Below are 20,486 nucleotides of genomic sequence, written 5' to 3'. Positions count from 1 at the left end.
TCGCTTAGTTGTCTGGTCGAGCGCAGTCGAGACCTCTTTATCTTGTCATTAGTTTTAGTACTCTTGTTAAGCTCTTGCGATTCAGAAAATGCATCAGATTGTTTTCAAGAAACAGGTGTAATTACAAGGCAAGAAGTTTCGGTTGCAGAATTTACTGCCATAACAGTTTTTGAAAATGTAACCCTGGTCATTAAACAAGGAGAAACACAAAAGGTTGAAATTGAAACAGGAGAAAATCTTCGTAATGAAGTAGCTGCAGTTGTTGAAAACGGAAGATTATTACTTACTGATACCAACGACTGTAATTACGTACGAGATTATGGAACTACGGTAGTCTATGTTACCACTCCAAATTTAACCAGTATTCGAAGCAGTACAGGGTTTCCTATTCAGAGTGACGGCGTATTGGCTTTTGATAATTTAAGCTTGTTATCGGAAAGTTTTACAGATCCCGAAGCAGAAACAACCGATGGCGAATTTAATCTAGATTTAGAACTAGTTTCATTGAGTTTAACGGTAAATGGGATTGCATATTTCAAGTTAAGGGGAACCGCCCAAAACTTTAATATTAGTATAGCGGCAGGAGATTCTAGAATAGAAGCCGAAGATTTGGTAGCCGAACGGATTACGATAAACCATAGAGGTTCAAATGACGTTTTGGTAAATCCGCAAGAGAGTTTAACCGGTGTTTTAAGGGGAACTGGCGATTTACAAAGTTATAACCGACCAGCAACAGTTGAAGTTGAAGAATTGTATAACGGACGATTGATATTTGTGGAATGAATCCCATTTTAAAATATCTAAAAAATGTATTTGCTGCCAAACGATTGTTGGGAGATGACCAAACCTTAACGGGACTGGTAAAAGCAGATTATTTACTACAAAAAGTTATTCAAGAAAATAAGGCACCCGGAATTGCAATCACTGTTCTGAAAGACGGCAAAACCATTTTTCAAAAAGGATATGGTTACGCAGATTTAGAGCAAGAACAATTTGTAGACCCACGAAAATCGATATTTAGAATAGCTAGTGTGTCTAAACCAATTGCAGCAACAGCTTTGGCTCATATGGTGCAAGAAGGGTTAATTGATTTAGATGCGTCTTTTTATACCTACCTACCAGATTATCCCAAAAAAGAATGGGATTTTACCATTCGCCAATTAGCGAGTCACACCGCAGGTATACGCGTTTATAAAGGCAAAGAATACGGATTAAATGAACCGTATTCCATTAAACAAGGTCTACAAATATTTAAAAATGACCCTTTGGTATTTGAACCGGGTACCACGTATTTGTACAATAGTTTTGATTGGGCAATGATTTCTGCAGCAATGCAAGAGGCAATCGGAATTCCGTTTGAAGAATATGTACAAGAAAAGGTTTTGAATCCGCTGGGAATGACTAATACATACATACCAGAATTTCACCCTAAGCAAAGTTTACGGAAAAAAGGTTCGGTTGTTAATTGTATTTCAAAATCCAAAGAGCATAAGCACTTAACTACATTCTACTCGAAGAGTATATCAGGATTTCGAAAAGCGATACCAGTAGATAATTTTTACAAATTGGCAGGCGGCGGATATTTGTCCACCTCTGAAGATATAGCAAAATTCGGACAGGTATTTTTAGATAAGAAAGTTGGCATTAAAGAAGGAATTTTGAATCAATTTTTAACAGCACAACAAATAGATGGTAATTCTACATATTACGGATTAGGTTGGCAAGTAAGCGAAGATGCAAAAGGGAGAAAGTTCTTTGGGCATGTTGGTAACGGAGTAGGAGGGTATTCTAATTTTTTTGTCTACCCAAAAGAGCAGCTTGTTTTTTCAATTCTAGTGAACTGTACTGACCCAAAAATACAGGCAGAATTAGATAGTGTAATCAATTGTTTTTTTTCATGAGGGTTGTTCTTGATGAGTTTTAGAATCTAATTATGTCAATTCCTTATTATATAATCCGAGTTAGGATAATTGTAGTTTTAATTGAGATTTAACACAAAACCTTCACTTTTTGAGAAAGAAATTAATTTTTTTAAAAAAATAAAAAGGAAAACAATCATTTTTAAATATAATTACTACATTAGCCAAAGTTTAGAAAAACAATGACAAAACAATATTTCTGGAACGGTTTTTATTTTTACTTCTTTTTTAAGAGAGGTACGGGACTGTTGTAGTATATTTTAAAAATAAAATAGAAGCTTAAGTTCCGATATGTATCGGAACTTTTTTTTTTGAATATAATTAAAGAAAAGTGAGTTTAAAAATAGCCATACAGGGAATTAAAGGAAGCAATCATCACCAGGTTGCAAAAGATTATTTTGGTGATGCTATTGAGTTGATAGAGTGTCTTTCTTTTGATGCTTTGGTTGACAAATTGCTGTTTAAAGAAGCAGACCAGGGTGTTATGGCTATAGAGAATTCAATTGCCGGATCTATAATACCTAATTATGCATTGGTGAACCATAATAACCTGCATATAATAGGCGAGCATTATTTGAATATTCATCATAATTTAATGGTGCTGAAGGGGCAAAAAATAGAAGATATTACCGAGGTGAGTTCTCACCCAATGGCATTGTTGCAGTGTAAAGAATATTTTAGACAATATCCACATATAAAATTGGTAGAAGATGTGGATACTGCAGAGACTGCTAGAAGAATTCAAGATCAAAAATTAAAACATGTAGCAGCTATTGCACCAAACGTTGCGGCAGAATTATATGGTTTGGACATCGTAGCGGGCGACATACAAACGATTAAAAATAATGCCACTCGTTTTATCATTGTAAAGACAAAAAACAATGTGTTGCCAGCGGCGGATATTACTAAGGCTTCAGTACGGTTCATTACCGACCATAAAAGGGGTAGTTTAGCGGCTGTGCTTAATGTTATGAGCGATTGCCGATTAAATTTGACAAAAATACAGTCGCTGCCGGTAATAGAAACACCATGGAAATATGCATTTTTTGTGGATGTCACTTTTACCGAATATGCGGATTTTACAAAGGCTAAAAGTCTATTGAACATCATGTCAGAAGATTTTAAAGTTTTGGGTGAATATAAAAATGTAAGACAATGATGCAGACAGCCAATAGGTTGAATACGATACAGGAATACTATTTCTCAAAAAAATTGAGAGAAGTCCGCAGTTTAATGGCGCAAGGTAAGCCTATCATTAATATGGGAATCGGTAGTCCAGATTTGACTCCGTCACAAAAGGTTTTAAATGCAATACAAGAGGCCGTTATGGACTCTGGTGCGCACCAATACCAAAACTACCAAGGTTTACCTCAATTACGAGAAGCCATATCCAGTTTTTATAAGAATAAATTTGATGTTGATACGAATCCTGAGAATGAAATTCTTCCTTTAATGGGTTCAAAGGAAGGCATTATGCATATTAGTCTCTCCTTTTTAAATGAAGGTGATGAGGTTTTGATTCCTAATCCGGGTTACCCAACCTATACCTCAGTGACTAATTTGGTAGGTGCAATACCTAAATATTACGATTTAACTGCTGAGAATGGCTGGTTTCCTGATTTAGAAAAGTTGGCAAAGCAAGATTTATCTAAAGTAAAGGTTATGTGGTTAAGTTATCCGCATATGCCAACAGGTGCTACGGCAACCACAGACCAGTTTGTTGAAATAGTAGCTTTTGCAAAGCAACATAGTATTCTGTTGGTAAATGACAATCCGTACAGTTTTGTCTTAAACGAGGAACCGGCGAGTATTTTAAGCATCCCAAATGCGAAAGAAGTATGTTTAGAATTAAATTCTTTAAGTAAAACCTTTAATATGGCGGGTTGGCGCGTGGGTTTTGTTTTAGGTAGTGAAGAACACATTAATGCAATTTTAAAGGTGAAGAGTAATATGGACTCTGGTATGTTCTACGGAATTCAAAAAGGAGCCATTGCAGCGTTAGAAAGTAGTGATGATTGGTTTGTAGAATTAAATAAAGTATATAGTGCAAGAAGAGAATTAATTTTTCAATTGGCAGATGCACTTAATTGTACGTATGATAGAGATGCTGTAGGCTTATTTGTGTGGGCAAAATTACCAGAAGGTAGTGTACAATCAGAAGAATTTATAGATAACGTATTATATACAAAAGATTTGTTCATTACCCCGGGAACCATATTTGGAAGTAATGGAGAAGGCTATATTCGTTTTTCACTTTGTATTACAGAAGAAAAAATAAAAGAAGCAATTGCAAGATTTTAGTAAGATGAATTTATTTGTAATCGGTATTGGTTTAATAGGAGGTTCTTTGGCAAAAGATATAAAGTCTGCCTTTGACAATGTCAACGTTTATGGTATAGAATCTAATGCTGCAAATTTAGCCGAGGCACTCTCTTTGGGTATTGTAGATACAAAGGCAACTTATCAAGATTTACCACTGGCGGATATGGTAATTGTAAGTATTCCTGTTGATGTTATGGTGACAGAGTTACCTACAATATTAGATGCTGTACATGACGATTGTGTCGTTTTTGACGTTGGTTCTACCAAGTCTTTGATCTGCAAGGTTTTAGAGGGCCATCCAAAGAGAAGAAACTTTTTAGCATGCCACCCCATTGCCGGAACAGAATTCTCCGGTCCGTCTGCAGCAATTAATAACTTATTCATAGACAAAACGAATATCATTTGTGAAGTGGAGTTAACTGCTTTTAAACTTCAAGAAAAAGCTTTAAAAGTTTTTCAGACCGTTGGTATGCGAATTAGGTATATGAACCCTGTGGCACATGATAAGCATATTGCTTATGTATCTCATTTATCGCACATAAGTGCATTTATGCTCGGTAAAACTGTAATTGAGAAAGAGAAGAACGAACGCGATATTTTTGATATGGCAGGTAGTGGATTTGAAAGTACGGTGCGTTTGGCAAAAAGTTCGCCAGCTATGTGGACACCGATTTTTAAGCAGAATAAAGAGAATGTAGTAGAGACATTAGAAGAGTATATTCAAAATCTTACAGCATTTAAGGAATTGTTGTTAAAAGATGATTATGAGGGTATTTATAATGAAATGAATAATACGAATAAGATTAAAGGAATTTTAAATAGGAATACGGTTAAACAAGAAATAGAATAATTAAAAATGGAAAATTCAAAACAAATGAGAACATGGTTGGATGATTTAAAGCTAGACCATCCACTAGTAATAGCAGGGCCATGTAGTGCGGAAACAGAAGAACAAGTGTTAGGGATAGCACGTTCTTTAAAAGATACCGATGTAAACTATTACAGGGCTGGTATTTGGAAACCCCGTACTCGCCCAGGAAATTTTGAAGGTGTAGGCGCATTGGGCCTTAAATGGCTTCAAAAGGTAAAAGCAGAAACAGGAATGAAAACAGCTACCGAAGTAGCAAACCGTGCACATGTTGAATTGGCTTTAGAGCATGATATTGATTTATTATGGATTGGAGCAAGATCAACGGTAAGCCCGTTTATCATTCAAGAAATTGCTGATGCATTAAAGGGTACCGATAAAATAGTATTGGTGAAAAATCCTGTAAATCCAGATTTAGCATTATGGTTAGGAGCTGTTGAGCGTTTGGCTACAGCGGATATTAAAAATTTAGGGGTAATTCATAGAGGTTTCTCAACTTACGAGAAAACTAAATATAGAAATATTCCAGAGTGGCAAATGGCGATTGATTTACAAACTAAATTTCCAGATTTACCAATTATCAACGACCCATCGCACATTACAGGAAATAGAGAAATGATTTTTGATGTGTCGCAAACCGCCTTAGATCTTAACTTTGACGGGTTAATGATAGAAACGCACCATGATCCGGATAACGCATGGAGTGATGCTGCACAGCAGGTTACACCGGCAAAATTGGTACAGATAATGAAAGACCTTAAAATTCGAAAAGAAGGTAATAGCGAGGCGGAATACAATGCCAAATTAAACAACCTAAGGGCAAATATTGATATTTTAGATAATCAATTAATTGAGACTTTAGGTAAACGTATGAAAACTTCAGATGCTATTGGTGAACTTAAAAAAGAAAAAAACGTAGCAGTATTGCAAAGTACACGTTGGAACGAAATTTTAGGAGCAATGATTCTTGAAGGTGAAAGCAAAGGATTAAGTGAGGAGTTTGTGCTACGCATGTTCAAAGCTATACACCAAGAGTCTATTAGACACCAAGAAAAAATAGTGAACGCTTAAATAAAAAAAGCCCGGTATATAAATACCGGGCTTTTTTTTATTTATCTTTTAAAGATGTATCGGGTAATGAAAATACCTTGTCCGTCTGTGTTTCCGGCATCTGCTTCAACGCCACTGGTGACAAAAACAAGTTCCCAACCATTTGCTGTCATATCACTTAGCTTAGAAGAGATGAGGGCATCATTGGCAGCTATATTCTGAAAACGTATTCCAGCAATATTGTAAAAGTTAAGCAATTTGGTTTCTTCAAAATCTTTTACACGAATATCACCACGGTCGGCTTTGTTTCTAGTATTGTCATCTTCGGTTTGTGTGGAAGAGAATTCTTTGTAATCTCTTTCTGCATTCGCATCAATAATTCTAGAACGCCCTAATCCGCTAGGGACAATAGATTCTACACTTGTAATTACTTTGTATTCTTGCGCAGTTAACGCTGTTATGCCTATGAAGGAGAAAAAGCTAAATAAAATAATTTTTTTCATGATGCTGGTTTTTTGAAAATGATTAAAGTTTGTTTGACTAAAGTAAAAGGTAAAATGTAGATAACAAAGAAATACCTTATATGCTATTTTAAAATGGTGCTAAACCCTTATGAAAATCTACCAGAAAACCAGTAGAAAAAAAGTCCCGATACTAAAAGCATCGGGACTAACCATAATTTATGTGTTTTTGTTCTATTGAATAGAGAAATCAAATACGGATTGGTTCTCTCTACCCTGAGGTACTTGACCTTGATAGATAAAGCAATATTCGCCTGGCTCTAAAGCATCTGGCGTAACTTTGAACTTGTTTCCTTCAATTTCCTCAATTGCAAAGTTAAGTGCATATTTAGGATCTATACCGCTACTGCTAGTGATCCAGCTGCTTTTGCCAGTAATAACCTCTCTTAGGTTCTTATTCTCCTTAACCGTAAGTTTTACCAAAACAAATTCGTTGGGGTTACTTGCCATTCTAAACCACCAATTAAAGATACCGGTATCTCCACCTTGGTTGTTTTGCATATTATCCACTTGTGTTACGCTTGGGTCAAATATGAAAGTAAATTCAGGTTGACTTTGGCGAATAACATTGTTCGATTGTGTTTTAGGTAATTGCGCTTTTTGTTTCGAGTTAATTAAACCTGAAACCAGTTTTTGTGCAACTTGATTAGAGTTTGCTCCAGAAAATACACTTGGCTGAACTAATTTGTCATCACCATTGACATCAGTATAATAAATACCAGTTTTAGACATGGTGTTTTGTTTAGACTTGTCCATAATTAAGGACAGTACTTCAGAAGAAACACCTGCATTTTTCATAGCACCCAATGCAGATATAGAAGCATCGAACTTAACATCGGAAGTGTTTATTTTATCTATGATCATGTAATCGTCAAACCCAAGTTCAACCATTTGTATTACAGATTCATTCGTGATAGTTTCTTGTGCAGTACCAACAGAGGTAATCACAAATACAGCAAATAGGAATAATTTTTTAATTGATTTCATTTTCAGGTTATTGGTTAATTTTTAATGTTTTATTTTGAAATTCAAATTTATAGTATTTTTTATATTGAAAGCAGTTACTTTGTATAAAAGGAAGGATTTTAGGGTAAATGGTAGGAATTGTTTATAAATCTACGGGAAGTTGGTACACTGTTAAGGCAGAAAATGGTGATTTCTATGAATGTAGGATAAAAGGAAAGTTTAGAATAAAGGGTATAAAAAGTACAAATCCCGTAGCCGTTGGTGATCGTGTACGCTTTGAGGTTGAGACCATTGGCGATGATACCATCGGTATTATCAATGAAATTAATACTCGTAAAAACTACATTATTCGTAAGTCTGTGAATCTTTCTAAACAGACCCATATCATTGCTGCTAATTTAGATCAAGTTTTTTTATTGGTTACGTTAAATAATCCGCCTACTTACCCAGTTTTTATAGATCGTTTTTTAATTACTGCCGAAGCATATGAAATTCCTGTAATCCTATTGTTTAATAAAGTGGACACATATGCGCCAGAAGAATTAGATGAAATTAAATTCTTGGCAGCGCTATATCGTAAAATTGGGTATACCTGTATTGGTATATCTGCCGCGACGGGTAAAAATGTTGATAAAGTCAAAGAAATGATGAAGGGTAAAACCTCTATGTTTTCTGGTCATTCAGGAGTTGGTAAATCAACATTGGTAAATACGATAGAGCCCGATTTAGATATTAAAACCAAACAAATTTCCGAACAACATTTACAAGGGCAACATACCACTACATTTGCCGAAATGTTCGATTTAAGTTTTAACGCCCGTATTATAGATACCCCAGGTATAAAAGGATTTGGCATTGTAGATATGGAAAAGGAGGAAATTGGCAACTATTTTCCGGAATTTTTTAAATTGAAACAAGACTGTAAGTTTAATAATTGTATACATATAGATGAGCCCAAATGTGCGGTAAAAGATGCTTTGGAAACTGGTGAAATTGCTTGGAGCAGGTATAATAGTTATTTGCAGATGGTAAAAGGAGAAGATGAGAATTATAGGGTGGATATACACGACAATAAAAAATGAAGGTAGTAATACAACGTGTTTCAAAAGCTAGTGTAACAGTAGATGAAAAGCAAATAAGCAGAATTACTAATGGAGTTCTAATTCTGTTAGGTATAGAATATTTAGATACACAAGAAGATATAGATTGGTTGTCTAACAAGATAGTTAACCTTCGCATTTTTAATGATGAGGATGGAGTAATGAATAATTCACTTTTAGATAATAAAGGTGATGCAATTGTAGTGAGTCAGTTTACGCTACATGCCAGTACTAAAAAAGGAAATCGCCCCTCCTATATTAAAGCGGCAAGACCAGATGTTTCAATTCCGTTATACGAAGCTTTCATTAAAACATTGGAATCTAAAATGGGTAAAAAAGTTGGCGCGGGTGTATTTGGTGCGGATATGAAGGTAGAATTGTTGAATGATGGACCGGTAACAATAATGATTGATACAAAAAATAAAGATTAAAATTCTGTAAATAATTCTTACAATTTGTAAGAAACCTATGTTTTTTATCGTTTGGATAAAAACCAGCCAACCAAATTAAATGCGCATATTACTAGTATTGTTTTTTTTAACAATAACTCAAACTGCAGTTTCGCAAGAATATAATTTTTCAAAAATAGATTCTGCCCTCTTAAAGAACGCCGATGCTGTTGTTCGTTTAGATCAAATGAATATTCTAGTAAAGTCTTCAGATTTTATGGAGATTACCTCAACCAGAGCAGTCACAGTTATTAATGAAAAAGGATCTAAACATGTAAGTGCAATGGCATTTTATGATAAAGAAACAGCTATAAAAAATCTTGTTGCCATAATCTATGATGCAAATGGCGAAGAAATAGAAAAGTTTAAAGAAAAAGATTTTAAAGATCAAACAGCCACCGGCGAAGGAACCCTATATTCAGATTCTAGGGTAAAATTTCTTAAGTATACTCCCGTTGATTATCCTTATACAATAGTTTTAGAGAAAAAATATACTACCTCAGATACTGCTTTTATGCCGCGTTGGTATTTTTTAGATGGGTATAGAATAAGTGTAGAAAAGAGTGAATTTTCTTTAAGTGTACCGGTGGAAATAAAATATAGGTTTAAAGATAATAACCTAGAATCTTTTAAAATAGAGGGCACTAACAATACCAACGGAGTAAAATATAGTGCAACAAATTTAAGAGCACTTGAATCTGAAGATTTTGACCCTGAGTTTGTAGATTTTACCCCTAATGTACAACTAGCATTAAATAATTTTCATTTGAAAGGCATAGATGGGTACGCTACTTCTTGGAAAGAATTTGGAAGTTGGATTTATAATTCGCTTTTAGTGGATAGGGGAGAACTAAATACTGCAACAATACAAAAAGTACAACAATTAGTAAAGGGGATAGAAGACGAGAAAGAAATAATAAAAAAAGTGTATCAATTTGTACAAGATAATACAAGGTACATAAGTGTTCAAATGGGTATAGGGGGATGGATGCCTATAAATGCTGATGAGGTTGATAGGGTAAAATATGGGGACTGTAAAGGACTAACTAATTACACCATGTCACTATTAAAAGCCGTGGGGATTGAATCATTCTACACTATAGTATCTGCCGATGCACGGATGAAAAGTTTAGATTATGATTTTCCTTCGTTGCAAGGAAATCATGCTTTTTTAAACGTGCCCTTAGAAAATGAAGAAATTTGGTTAGAGTGTACCAGTCAAGAAGTACCAGCTAATTTTTTAGGAACTTTTACTGATAATAGATATGTGCTAAAAGTTGGGCCTAATGGAGGCGAAATGGTAAAGTCTAGACATTATCGGCCAGAACAAAGTAAACAGACAACCAAGGCTAAAATACAATTAGGAGAATCTGTAATAAATGCACAAGTAGAAATAAAGAGCTCAGGTATACAGTATAATCAAAAATATGGGTTGGCAAATGATAGTAAAGAGGATATAGAAAAGTATTATAAAAATTATTGGGACTATGTAAATGCAATTCAAATTCAAAGTCATGAGCTAATTAATAATAAGGATAGTATAGTAACTACTGAAAAAGTAAATTTTAAAACAATGGGCTATTTGTCAAAAGCGGGAGATCGCATTCTATTTGCTCCTAATATGTTAAACAGAAATGCCTATGTGCCAAAAAGAGATAATAACAGAAAGCGCGAAGTTGTTATTAAAAGGGGGTATTTGGATGAAGATGATTTTATAATAGAACTACCAAAAGGGTTTACCGTTGAAGCAAATTTAAAACCTACCAAAATTAATAACGAGTTTGGTGAATATGAAGTTACGGTGGAACACCTTTCTGAAAATAAAATACGTTATAAAAGAAGATTATTGATGAAGTCAGGAAGTTTCCCTAAAACTTCTTATGAAGACTATAGAGAGTTTAGAAAAACCATATCCAGGGTCGACTCATCTAAAATTGTATTAATTAAAAAATAATAATTAATGAAATTACTTTTAATAAGCATCTTCACTTTTTTGACATTCGTAATTCAAGCACAAAAAAGTGAGATAAAATTTGGTAAAGTTTCTATAGAAGAAGTTACTCAAAAACAACATGAAAACGATAAGGATGCTGAAGCAGCGATACTCTTTAAAAATGAACGGTTTTTTTATGATTATTCTTCAGAAGATGGGTTTTCAACTACCCGTGAAGTTCATTTAAGAATTAAAATTTATAATAAAGCAGGTTTAGATTGGGCAACGCATATCATATCTCTATATAATTCTAGTACTGGAAAACAAGAACTGTTTAATGTAAAGGGATATACTTTTAACCTTGTAGATGGGAAGTTAGAAGAGGAAAAATTGAAAAAAGATGGCATATTTAATAAAAACATAAGTAAATATCGGGATCAAGTTTCTATAACAATGCCTAATGCAAAAGTGGGAAGTGTAATAGATTTAAAATTCGATATCGCTTCGGATATGGTAGGGTATATGGATGATTTTAATTTACAATATGCTATTCCTTTAGATGCTGTAGAATTAAGTGTTGAAGTACCAGAATATTTTGTGTTTAAGAGATTTACAAAGGGGTTTTATACGGTTTCCTTAAAAGAATTTAATCATTATAATAGAAGCATAAATTATAAATATAAGAGCCAAAAAACAAGGTCTGGATTTGTAAATGGTACTAGAACTGCAAACCAAAATGGTGTATTAAATTTTAAAGAAACACATTACGAAATAAAAGCAGAGAATGTCCCTGCCTTAAAGGAGGTAGATTTTACGAATAATATTGAAAACTATAGAAGCTCGGTTGTGTTTGAATTGGAGTCGACTAAATTTCCTAGTGCTGGTTATAAAATATATAGTAAGTCTTGGGAAGATGTAGCGGCAACCATTTATAAGTATGACGATTTTGGTGACGAGTTAAAAAGAAATAAGTTTTTTGAAGATGATTTAGATTTAATTATTGAAAAAAATAAGAATAAAAGCGAATTAGCATCGGAAATTTTTAAATATGTTCAAAATAGAATGTCATGGGATGATTATTACGGTGTAGGTTGTAATAATGGTGTAAAGAAAGCCTATGAAGAGAAGAAGGGAAATGTTGCGGATATAAACTTATTATTAACAGCAATGTTAAGGTACGCTGGCTTTAAGGCCAACCCAGTATTAGTAAGTACAAAGTCAAATGGTATTCCGTTATTTCCAACAACAAACGGATTTAATTATGTCGTTGCAGCAATTGAAAATGGAGAAGATTTTGTGTTGTTTGATGCCACTGAAAAGATGTTGGCAGTTAATGAACTACCTAAAAGAGCAATGAATTGGGAGGGTAGGTTAGTTAGGGAAGATGGGACATCAAAAGAAGTTTCTTTAAAGGCTAAAAACATTTCTAGTAGGTTTATTTATATGCAGGTAAATATCACTGAAGATGGTGAAGTAGAGGGTGACATGAATACACGTTTAAGTGATAATCTTGCCTATGAATATAGAATGGATAATTACAATAAAACCGAGGAAGAAGTATTGAATGCATCTTCCTTACTATTTTCAAATATAGCAATAGATGATTTTGAACTTAAAAATGCTAAGTCTCCAGATGAACCTTTAGAGTATTCTTTATCATTTACCGATGATAATCAAATAGAAATTATTGGGGATAAATTATATTTTAATCCTTTATTGTTTTTGTCATTAAAAGAGAACCCTTTTAAGTTAGATTCTAGGGAGTACCCTGTAGATTTTAATTTTTCATTTTCCAATAAAATTAATATTTCATATACAATACCTAAAGGGTATAAAATAGAATCAATACCAGAAAAAATGACAATTGGTTTGCCCGACAAAATTGGTATGTTCAATTTCGTTTTAATGCAAAACGGAAACCAATTGCAGGTTGTTAGCAATACCCATATACAAGAGGCGCTAATACCTGCTTATTACTACCCTTCATTAAAGGAGTTTTATGGACAAATGGTTCAGAAACTAACAGAAAAAGTAGTCTTGTCTAAAATATAATTCAAGATTTCTATTCCTAGTAAAAAATCAAATATTCAATAAAAATGAATAAAACTACCCAGTGTATTTACATGTTATTATCAATAATATGTAGTACTTCATTATTTGCACAAGAGAAAATTGAATTCGGAACCATATCTGAATCTGAAGGTTCATTTATTTCTTTTAAAAAAGACACTACTGCCTCAGCGGTTTACCTCTATGAATACGGCGATAATTATTTCGAAATACGAGATAATTATATTTGGCTTATAACTACATATCATGCTAAAGTAAAAATTTTAAAAAAGGATGGTTTTAAATATGCAGACATTGAAATACCATTATATAAATCCAAAGATAGAAAAGATAAATTGGTAAGCATTAAAGCCATAACTCATAATAATCAAGTAAAACATTATATAAAAAAATCTGACTTTTTTGAAGAGGAAGTCAATGATAAATGGTCGCAGACAAATTTTACCTTCCCTAATGTTCAAGAAGGTTCAATTTTAGAATATGAATATGAAATGCAATCACCTTTTTATTTCAATTTTACAGGATGGAATTTTCAAGACGATATTCCAAAAGTGTATTCTGAATTTAACGCTAGAATACCTGGAAACTGGCATTATAACAGAAGTCTAAAAGGCGGTTTAAAGTTAGATGTAAATGAAGCTAAAATTAAGAAAGCATGTTTCGATTTTCCGGGAACAAAGAGAGCCACGGACTGTGAAGAACTCAAATATGTAATAAGAGATGTGCCTGCTTTTAAAGATTCTGAGGAATACATGCTTTCATCAAATAATTATAGGTCCAAAATAGAATTTGAATTATCTGAATATAAAAGCTTTTATGGTGGTACTGATAAGTATACCAAATCTTGGGAAGATGTTGATAAGGAATTTAAAACAGATAAAGATATTGGCAGTCAGCTGCGAAAGAAGAATTTTTTCGAGAAACATGTTGATGAAAAATTATTAACAGAAGGCGATAAATTAACTCGTGCAAAAAATATTTTTGAGTTTGTGAAAAATCATTTTGTTTGGAACGAAGAATATAGTATTTGGCAAGATAACAAGGTGAAAACAGCCTTTGACGAAAAAAAAGGTAATGTAGCTGAAATAAATATAACCTTAATAAATCTTTTAAATGCTGCTGAGATAAAATCTGATATGATGTTATTGGGCACTAGAAATAGAGGGCTTCCAAAGAAGACACATCCAGTAATGAATGACTTTAATTATATTATAGCAAAAGTTGATATTGATGGCGAAACTTATTTATTAGATGCAACGGATAAATATATTCCATTCGGAATGCTACCCTTTCGTTGTTTAAATTATTATGGTAGAGTAATGGATTTCGATAAAGAAAGTTATTGGTATGATATAGTTCCAGAACCGTCTAATGCCCAAATGATACGGGCCCAAATGAAAATAGACCCAATAGATAAAATACTTTTGGGTGTATTTGATTTTATTAGTACCGGATACAATAAAGTTGCTCAAGAAGAGGTATTGGAGACCACGAAAGAAGAAGAGTATTTAGAAAAATTAGAACAAGAAATATCTGACGATTTCAAAATATTATCTCACGAAATAAACTTAAAATATTCAGATGAGAAAAAGATAACAGAACGCTTCAATTTTGAAATTGAAAACCTGTTTCAAGGAGATAATATTTATTTAAATCCGTTTGTATTAAAGTTCTTTGATAAAAATCCTTTTGTTTCTTCTGAAAGAAATTACCCTATAGATTTTGGGTACCCTATGAAATATCAGTACATACTAAATATGAATATACCAGATGGTTATAGGTTAAAATCATTACCTAAGAGCGTAAATCTAGTATTGCCAAATAATGAAGGTGTATTAAAATTAAATGTAGTAAATAATGTAAGTGATACCCTTAATTTATTCTTTACTTTTGAATTGAATATGGCTCATTATAGCGAGGACAATTATGATGGAATTAAGCAATTTTTTAGCGAAGCCGTTAAAAGTCAAAATTAAACTTTAATAGTTTTAGAAAAAATATAAAACTAATTTATGAACATCAAAAACGCACAACTAGACGTAGATAATTGGATTAAAGAACATGGTGTTCGTTACTTTAACGAGCTTACCAACATGGCGCAATTAACCGAAGAAGTAGGGGAGGTTGCTCGTATTATTGCAAGGCGCTATGGTGAGCAAAGCGAAAAGGAATCTGACAAAAGCAAAGATCTTGGCGAGGAATTGGCAGATGTTATGTTTGTGGTACTATGTCTGGCTAACCAAACAGGTATCGATTTACAACAAGCATTCGATAAAAAGTTAGATTTAAAAACAAAGCGTGATCATGACCGTCATCACAACAATAAAAAGTTGAAATAGATGTATATTTGATGCTTCATTTTTAAATTTACAAGCATTGAAACTTCACCTTACCGGCCCATCGAATACAAAGCTTAAAGACACAATTACTATAACAGGTTCTAAAAGTGAATCTAACCGTAGTTTATTATTGGCGGCACTATATCCAGATATCGAAATAGAGAATATTTCAAATTCTGATGATGCCCAGGTAATGGAAGAAGGATTGAAAATTTCTAAGGGTACTGTAGATATTCATCACGCAGGTACGGCAATGCGTTTTTTAACAGGTTATTTTTCGACACAAGAAGGTAAAGAAGTAATACTTACAGGTTCAAAACGGATGACCGAGAGACCAATTGAAATTTTGGTCAATGCCTTAAAATCTTTAGGTGCAGATATTTCTTATGTTCAAGATAAAGGCTACCCTCCAATAAAAATTAAAGGGCAACATATCGTTAAAGAAAAAGTAAGTCTGCCGGCAAATGTTAGTAGCCAATATATTTCATCTTTATTATTGATAGCGCCAAGTTTGGAAAACGGACTTCAATTAGAACTTGTGGGCAAAATTACTTCGGTTCCTTATATTAAAATGACGTTAGCATTACTTGAAGAAATTGGTGTAGAAACATCATTTGAAGGTAATGTTATAAAAGTATCGTCGAAAGCGAATGTTTCTCCAACGACCTTGGTTGTCGAGTCAGACTGGAGTTCGGCATCATACTTCTATGGAATTTGCGCACTTGCGGCACCAGGTACAGAAATTACGTTATCTGCGTATAAAGAGAAAAGCTTACAAGGAGATAGTGTTTTAGCAAAAATTTATACGGCATTCGGAGTTGAAACAAGTTTTGGGAAAAATAAAATTACCTTAAAAAAGACCGACAAAATTGTTTCGGCTGAAAACGAATTCGATTTAGCCAACGCACCAGATATTGCCCAGACTATTGCAGTAACTTGTTTTGGATTAGGAGTAGGCTGTCATTTAATTGGTTTACATACCCTTAAAATTAAAGAAACAGATCGTTTAGAAGCTTTACATACAGAGCTGTCGAAATTAGGGGCAAATATTTCTGTGACCGATAAAACATTAACGATTATACCGTCAATCGGTATTCTAAAAGATATTGCCATAGATACGTATAACGATCATAGAATGGCAATGGCTTTTGCACCGTTGGCAATGAAAACCACCCTTTATGTTAATGATGCGGAGGTGGTTTCTAAGTCTTACCCAGATTTTTGGAATGACCTAAAGCAACTTAATTTTAGTATAAAAGAATTATAATTAACGTTTTACTTGACAAGGCCTATCTGCAGATTGTATATTTGCAGCCGCAATTTGCTACAATAAATATAACAGCTACATGAAATTATCAAATTTTAGTTTTGAGCTTCCAGATGAATTATTGGCGGAGCATCCTTCTGAAAATAGAGATGAGTCTAAATTAATGGTTATCCATAGAAATACCGGAAAAATTGAACACAAGATGTTCAAAGACATGATCGACTATTTTGATGAAGGTGATGTTATGGTTTTGAACAACACTAAAGTTTTTCCTGCCCGTTTATACGGTAACAAGGAAAAAACAGGTGCTCGTATAGAGGTTTTTCTTTTACGTGAGTTAAACGAAGAGCAACGTCTTTGGGATGTACTTGTGGATCCAGCACGTAAAATACGTATTGGGAACAAGCTATATTTTGGTGATGACGAAACATTGGTGGCAGAGGTTATTGACAATACAACATCTAGAGGTAGAACGTTACGGTTCTTATACGATGGTGCATATGTAGATTTTAGAAGAAAATTGAGAGAATTGGGTGAAACACCTTTGCCTAAATACATTAAAAGAGAAGTTGAGGCTGACGATGAAACGCGTTACCAAACTATTTATGCGAAGCACGAAGGTGCGGTTGCTGCTCCAACGGCAGGTTTACATTTTTCTAAACACTTATTAAAAAGATTAGAAATTAAAGGAGTAGACTTTGCAGAATTAACCTTGCACGTAGGTCTTGGTACTTTTAACCCTGTTGAGGTTGAAGATCTTTCTAAACACAAAATGGATAGTGAAGAGCTATTTATTGATGAAAAGGCTACACAAATTGTAAATAATGCCAAAGCGAAAAAACGTCGCATTTGTGCTGTGGGTACAACTGCAATGCGTGGATTGGAAAGTGCAGTTTCTTCAAAGCAGACATTGAATACATATGAAGGATGGACAAATAAATTTATTTTCCCTCCTTATGATTTTAGTTTGGCGAATGCCATGATTACAAATTTCCACTTACCTAAATCTACATTATTGATGATGGTATCGGCATTTATGGGTCATGATTTAATGAATAAAGCTTATAAAGAAGCAATATTGGAAAACTATAAGTTTTATTCTTATGGTGACGCAATGTTGATTATCTAAGCAATAGCTATTCCTTTTAATTAAGGAAATAAAACTAAATCCCGCTTTATCTAATTATTTAGAAAGCGGGATTTTTATAATACCTACCTTTAAGACAATGGAAGAAATTAAGAAAAAAGATATCCGGGCACTAACACGTGAGCAGCTTAGGGACTTTTTTGTTTCCAATGGCGACAAGGCTTTTCGCGGCAACCAAGTGTATGAGTGGCTATGGCAAAAAGCGGCCTATTCTTTTGATGTGATGACAAATCTATCTAAAGAAACCAGAGAAATGTTAGAGGCTAACTTTGTCATCAACCATATTAAGGTAGATCAAATGCAGCGCAGTAGTGACGGTACAATTAAAAATGCCGTTCGCCTACATGACGATTTAATTGTAGAGTCGGTATTGATTCCCACAAAATCAAGAACCACTGCCTGTGTATCAAGCCAAGTAGGTTGTAGTTTGGATTGTAGATTCTGTGCTACTTCGCGTTTAAAACGTATGCGAAACTTGAATCCCGATGAAATTTATGATCAAGTAGTTGCCATAGACAATGAAAGTCGTCTTTACTTCGAAAGACCATTAAGTAATATTGTATTCATGGGCATGGGAGAGCCTTTAATGAACTACAATAATGTTTTAAAAGCAATAGAGAAGATAACTTCTCCAGACGGTTTAGGAATGTCACCAAAGCGTATTACGGTGTCCACATCGGGTGTGCCTAAGCTCATTAAGAAAATGGCAGATGATGAGGTGAAATTTAAACTAGCCGTATCATTACATTCTGCCATAGATGAAATACGTACCGCTATTATGCCTTTCAACGCCAAATTTACGTTAAGTGATTTGCGCGAATCATTACAATATTGGTACGAGAAAACCAGAAGTAGAATTACCTACGAATATGTTGTGTGGGAAGGAATTAACGACACTCAGAAAGATGTAGATGCCTTAGTAGCATTTTGCAGATTTGCACCCTCTAAAGTAAATTTAATTGAATATAACCCAATTGATGACGGGGAGTTTAAGCAAGCTTCAAGTGCCGCAATTGATATGTATGTTAACACATTAGAGAAGAACAATATCGTCGTTACTGTACGCCGTTCTAGAGGTAAAGATATTGATGCCGCATGTGGGCAGTTGGCGAATAAAAGTTAGAAGTACAAAGTATTTAGTACGAGGTACAAAGTGAAAAGTACAAAGTATTAAGTACGAAGTAAAAGGTTGGAAGATAGCGTATAGACTTAATGCGAGGGTAGTATTTAGCAATGCTAGATTAAACTTGATTTTCGCATTTTAATTTATTTTGGTTCGAACAACGAACAACGAAGAATCAAACGCACTTTTGAATTGAACTTGAGTTTTGAGCTTGAACTTGTATTTGAATTTGTTTTTTAAATTTGTTTTTTAAATTTGAATTTGAATTTGTTTTTTTCCAACAACCAACAACCAACAACCAACAACCAACAACCAACAACCAACAACCAACAACCAACAACCAACAACCAACAACCAACAACCAATATCTCCTCTCGGAGTACTGTTAACTGCTAGCTTTTACCTAATTTTGAAGTTCTAAGAAGTAGCACCTGAAAATAGTAGCGCAAATAAAGGAACCGGTTTACCAAGAAATGGAGTTGTTCGAATCTAAATTTAGAGATTCAATGTCTTCAAAGGTTGCATTGCTCAATAGAATTACCCATTACATCGTAAATAGAAAAGGAAAACAAATGCGGCCCATGTTCGTTTTTCTTACCGCAAAATTGTTGAACAATGGCGAGGTAAATGAAAGAACATATCGTGGTGCTGCTGTTATTGAATTGATACATACGGCAACGTTGGTCCATGATGATGTGGTCGATGAAAGTAATAAGCGTAGAGGTTTCTTTTCGATAAATGCCCTTTGGAAAAATAAGATTGCTGTGCTGGTAGGTGATTATTTATTGTCTAAAGGTTTGTTATTATCTATTGATAATGAAGATTTCGACTTACTTAAAATAATTTCTGTAGCTGTACGTGAAATGAGCGAAGGCGAACTTTTGCAAATTGAAAAGGCAAGGCGTTTAGATATTACTGAAGAGGTATATTATGAAATTATCCGCCAAAAAACGGCAACACTTATTGCTGCGTGTTGCTCATTAGGTGCTAGTTCCGTTAAGCCTGAAAGTGCAGATGTGGAGACCTTCAGGAAATTTGGTGAGCTCTGTGGTATGGCTTTTCAAATAAAAGATGATCTTTTTGATTATGGAGCCAAGCAAATAGGAAAACCGACAGGCATTGATATAAAAGAGCAAAAAATGACCTTGCCGTTAATCTATGCACTTAATCATTGTACCAAGAAAGAAAAAAGTTGGGTTATTAATTCCATCAAAAACCACAATAAGGATAAAAAGCGTGTAAAAGAAGTTATTGCCTTTGTAAAGGACAAAGGCGGACTAGATTATGCGGTAACTAAAATGTTACAGTATAGAGATCAGGCATTAGAACTATTGAGCATGTATCCAGAATCTGATTACAAAAGTGCTTTAGAATTGATGGTGAACTACGTGGTAGATCGCAAAAAGTAATTA

Annotated in this window: 18 protein-coding genes; 16 read left to right on the top strand and 2 right to left on the bottom strand. The window is 33.9% G+C overall.

Going from position 1 to position 20,486, the window contains the following annotated elements:
• The first annotated feature begins 42 nt into the window (after nucleotides 1-42).
• The 6 genes from BTR34_RS04375 to BTR34_RS04350 all read left to right on the top strand — a co-directional run bounded on the left by BTR34_RS04375 (nucleotide 43) and on the right by BTR34_RS04350 (nucleotide 6,180).
• A complete protein-coding gene (locus BTR34_RS04375; protein WP_235843159.1) occupies nucleotides 43-783 on the top strand; it encodes a head GIN domain-containing protein in 741 nt (246 codons plus the stop codon).
• Nucleotides 780-1,901 (top strand): serine hydrolase domain-containing protein, encoded by a 1,122-nt coding sequence (locus tag BTR34_RS04370; RefSeq protein WP_068482089.1) that lies wholly within the window; start codon nucleotides 780-782, stop codon nucleotides 1,899-1,901. Before BTR34_RS04375 ends, BTR34_RS04370 begins: the two co-directional genes overlap by 4 nt.
• A gap of 349 nt (nucleotides 1,902-2,250) precedes the next feature.
• Nucleotides 2,251-3,078 (top strand): prephenate dehydratase, encoded by an 828-nt coding sequence (locus BTR34_RS04365; protein WP_068482092.1) that lies wholly within the window; start codon nucleotides 2,251-2,253, stop codon nucleotides 3,076-3,078.
• Nucleotides 3,075-4,220, top strand: a complete 1,146-nt coding sequence (locus tag BTR34_RS04360; protein WP_068482094.1) for a pyridoxal phosphate-dependent aminotransferase — start codon at nucleotides 3,075-3,077, stop codon at nucleotides 4,218-4,220. The genes BTR34_RS04365 and BTR34_RS04360 overlap by 4 nt, the downstream gene beginning before the upstream one ends.
• 4 nt (nucleotides 4,221-4,224) lie before the next feature.
• Nucleotides 4,225-5,091 (top strand): prephenate dehydrogenase, encoded by an 867-nt coding sequence (locus BTR34_RS04355; RefSeq protein WP_068482395.1) that lies wholly within the window; start codon nucleotides 4,225-4,227, stop codon nucleotides 5,089-5,091.
• A 6-nt stretch (nucleotides 5,092-5,097) separates the two neighbouring features.
• Nucleotides 5,098-6,180, top strand: coding sequence for a bifunctional 3-deoxy-7-phosphoheptulonate synthase/chorismate mutase type II (locus tag BTR34_RS04350; protein ID WP_068482097.1), 1,083 nt, complete (start codon nucleotides 5,098-5,100; stop codon nucleotides 6,178-6,180).
• Nucleotides 6,181-6,221: 41 nt separating this feature from the next.
• On the opposite strand, the gene BTR34_RS04345 is transcribed toward BTR34_RS04350, so the two are convergent.
• Together BTR34_RS04345 and BTR34_RS04340 are read right to left on the bottom strand one after the other, a co-directional pair.
• Entirely contained in the window at nucleotides 6,222-6,662 is a 441-nt protein-coding gene (locus tag BTR34_RS04345) for a hypothetical protein (RefSeq protein WP_068482101.1), read from the bottom strand.
• 192 nt (nucleotides 6,663-6,854) lie between these two features.
• A complete protein-coding gene (locus tag BTR34_RS04340; protein WP_068482104.1) occupies nucleotides 6,855-7,667 on the bottom strand; it encodes a hypothetical protein in 813 nt (270 codons plus the stop codon).
• Between the two features lie 107 nt (nucleotides 7,668-7,774).
• Between BTR34_RS04340 and rsgA the strand changes: the two genes are divergently transcribed.
• The 10 genes from rsgA (at nucleotide 7,775) to BTR34_RS04290 (ending at nucleotide 20,483) form a co-directional block, all read left to right on the top strand.
• Complete coding sequence (gene rsgA, locus BTR34_RS04335) at nucleotides 7,775-8,728, top strand: ribosome small subunit-dependent GTPase A (protein WP_068482108.1); 954 nt, start codon at nucleotides 7,775-7,777, stop codon at nucleotides 8,726-8,728.
• A complete protein-coding gene (gene dtd, locus BTR34_RS04330) occupies nucleotides 8,725-9,177 on the top strand; it encodes a D-aminoacyl-tRNA deacylase (protein ID WP_068482111.1) in 453 nt (150 codons plus the stop codon). The genes rsgA and dtd overlap by 4 nt, the downstream gene beginning before the upstream one ends.
• Before the next feature lie 79 nt (nucleotides 9,178-9,256).
• Nucleotides 9,257-11,149: a DUF3857 domain-containing protein gene (locus BTR34_RS04325; RefSeq protein WP_068482114.1), complete on the top strand. Its 1,893-nt coding sequence runs from the start codon at nucleotides 9,257-9,259 to the stop codon at nucleotides 11,147-11,149.
• A gap of 6 nt (nucleotides 11,150-11,155) precedes the next feature.
• Nucleotides 11,156-13,180, top strand: coding sequence for a transglutaminase domain-containing protein (locus BTR34_RS04320; protein WP_068482117.1), 2,025 nt, complete (start codon nucleotides 11,156-11,158; stop codon nucleotides 13,178-13,180).
• A 44-nt stretch (nucleotides 13,181-13,224) separates the two neighbouring features.
• Nucleotides 13,225-15,174: a DUF3857 domain-containing protein gene (locus tag BTR34_RS04315; RefSeq protein ID WP_082960109.1), complete on the top strand. Its 1,950-nt coding sequence runs from the start codon at nucleotides 13,225-13,227 to the stop codon at nucleotides 15,172-15,174.
• Between the two features lie 36 nt (nucleotides 15,175-15,210).
• Nucleotides 15,211-15,537, top strand: coding sequence for a nucleotide pyrophosphohydrolase (locus BTR34_RS04310; protein ID WP_068482124.1), 327 nt, complete (start codon nucleotides 15,211-15,213; stop codon nucleotides 15,535-15,537).
• 37 nt (nucleotides 15,538-15,574) lie between these two features.
• Nucleotides 15,575-16,804, top strand: a complete 1,230-nt coding sequence (gene aroA, locus BTR34_RS04305) for a 3-phosphoshikimate 1-carboxyvinyltransferase (RefSeq protein WP_068482127.1) — start codon at nucleotides 15,575-15,577, stop codon at nucleotides 16,802-16,804.
• Nucleotides 16,805-16,883: 79 nt separating this feature from the next.
• Nucleotides 16,884-17,933, top strand: a complete 1,050-nt coding sequence (gene queA / locus BTR34_RS04300) for a tRNA preQ1(34) S-adenosylmethionine ribosyltransferase-isomerase QueA (RefSeq protein ID WP_068482130.1) — start codon at nucleotides 16,884-16,886, stop codon at nucleotides 17,931-17,933.
• A 97-nt stretch (nucleotides 17,934-18,030) separates the two neighbouring features.
• The gene (gene rlmN / locus BTR34_RS04295) at nucleotides 18,031-19,074 is read left to right on the top strand and encodes a 23S rRNA (adenine(2503)-C(2))-methyltransferase RlmN (protein WP_068482133.1); all 1,044 of its coding nucleotides are present in this window, start codon (nucleotides 18,031-18,033) and stop codon (nucleotides 19,072-19,074) included.
• Nucleotides 19,075-19,505: 431 nt separating this feature from the next.
• Nucleotides 19,506-20,483: a polyprenyl synthetase family protein gene (locus tag BTR34_RS04290; RefSeq protein WP_068482136.1), complete on the top strand. Its 978-nt coding sequence runs from the start codon at nucleotides 19,506-19,508 to the stop codon at nucleotides 20,481-20,483.
• The last annotated feature ends 3 nt before the right edge of the window (nucleotides 20,484-20,486 follow it).

This window comes from Maribacter hydrothermalis, assembly GCF_001913155.1.
GTDB classification, from domain to species: domain Bacteria; phylum Bacteroidota; class Bacteroidia; order Flavobacteriales; family Flavobacteriaceae; genus Maribacter; species Maribacter hydrothermalis.
The sequence above is the reverse complement of the archived record's forward strand: the minus strand, read 5'-3'. Positions and strand labels throughout refer to the sequence as shown.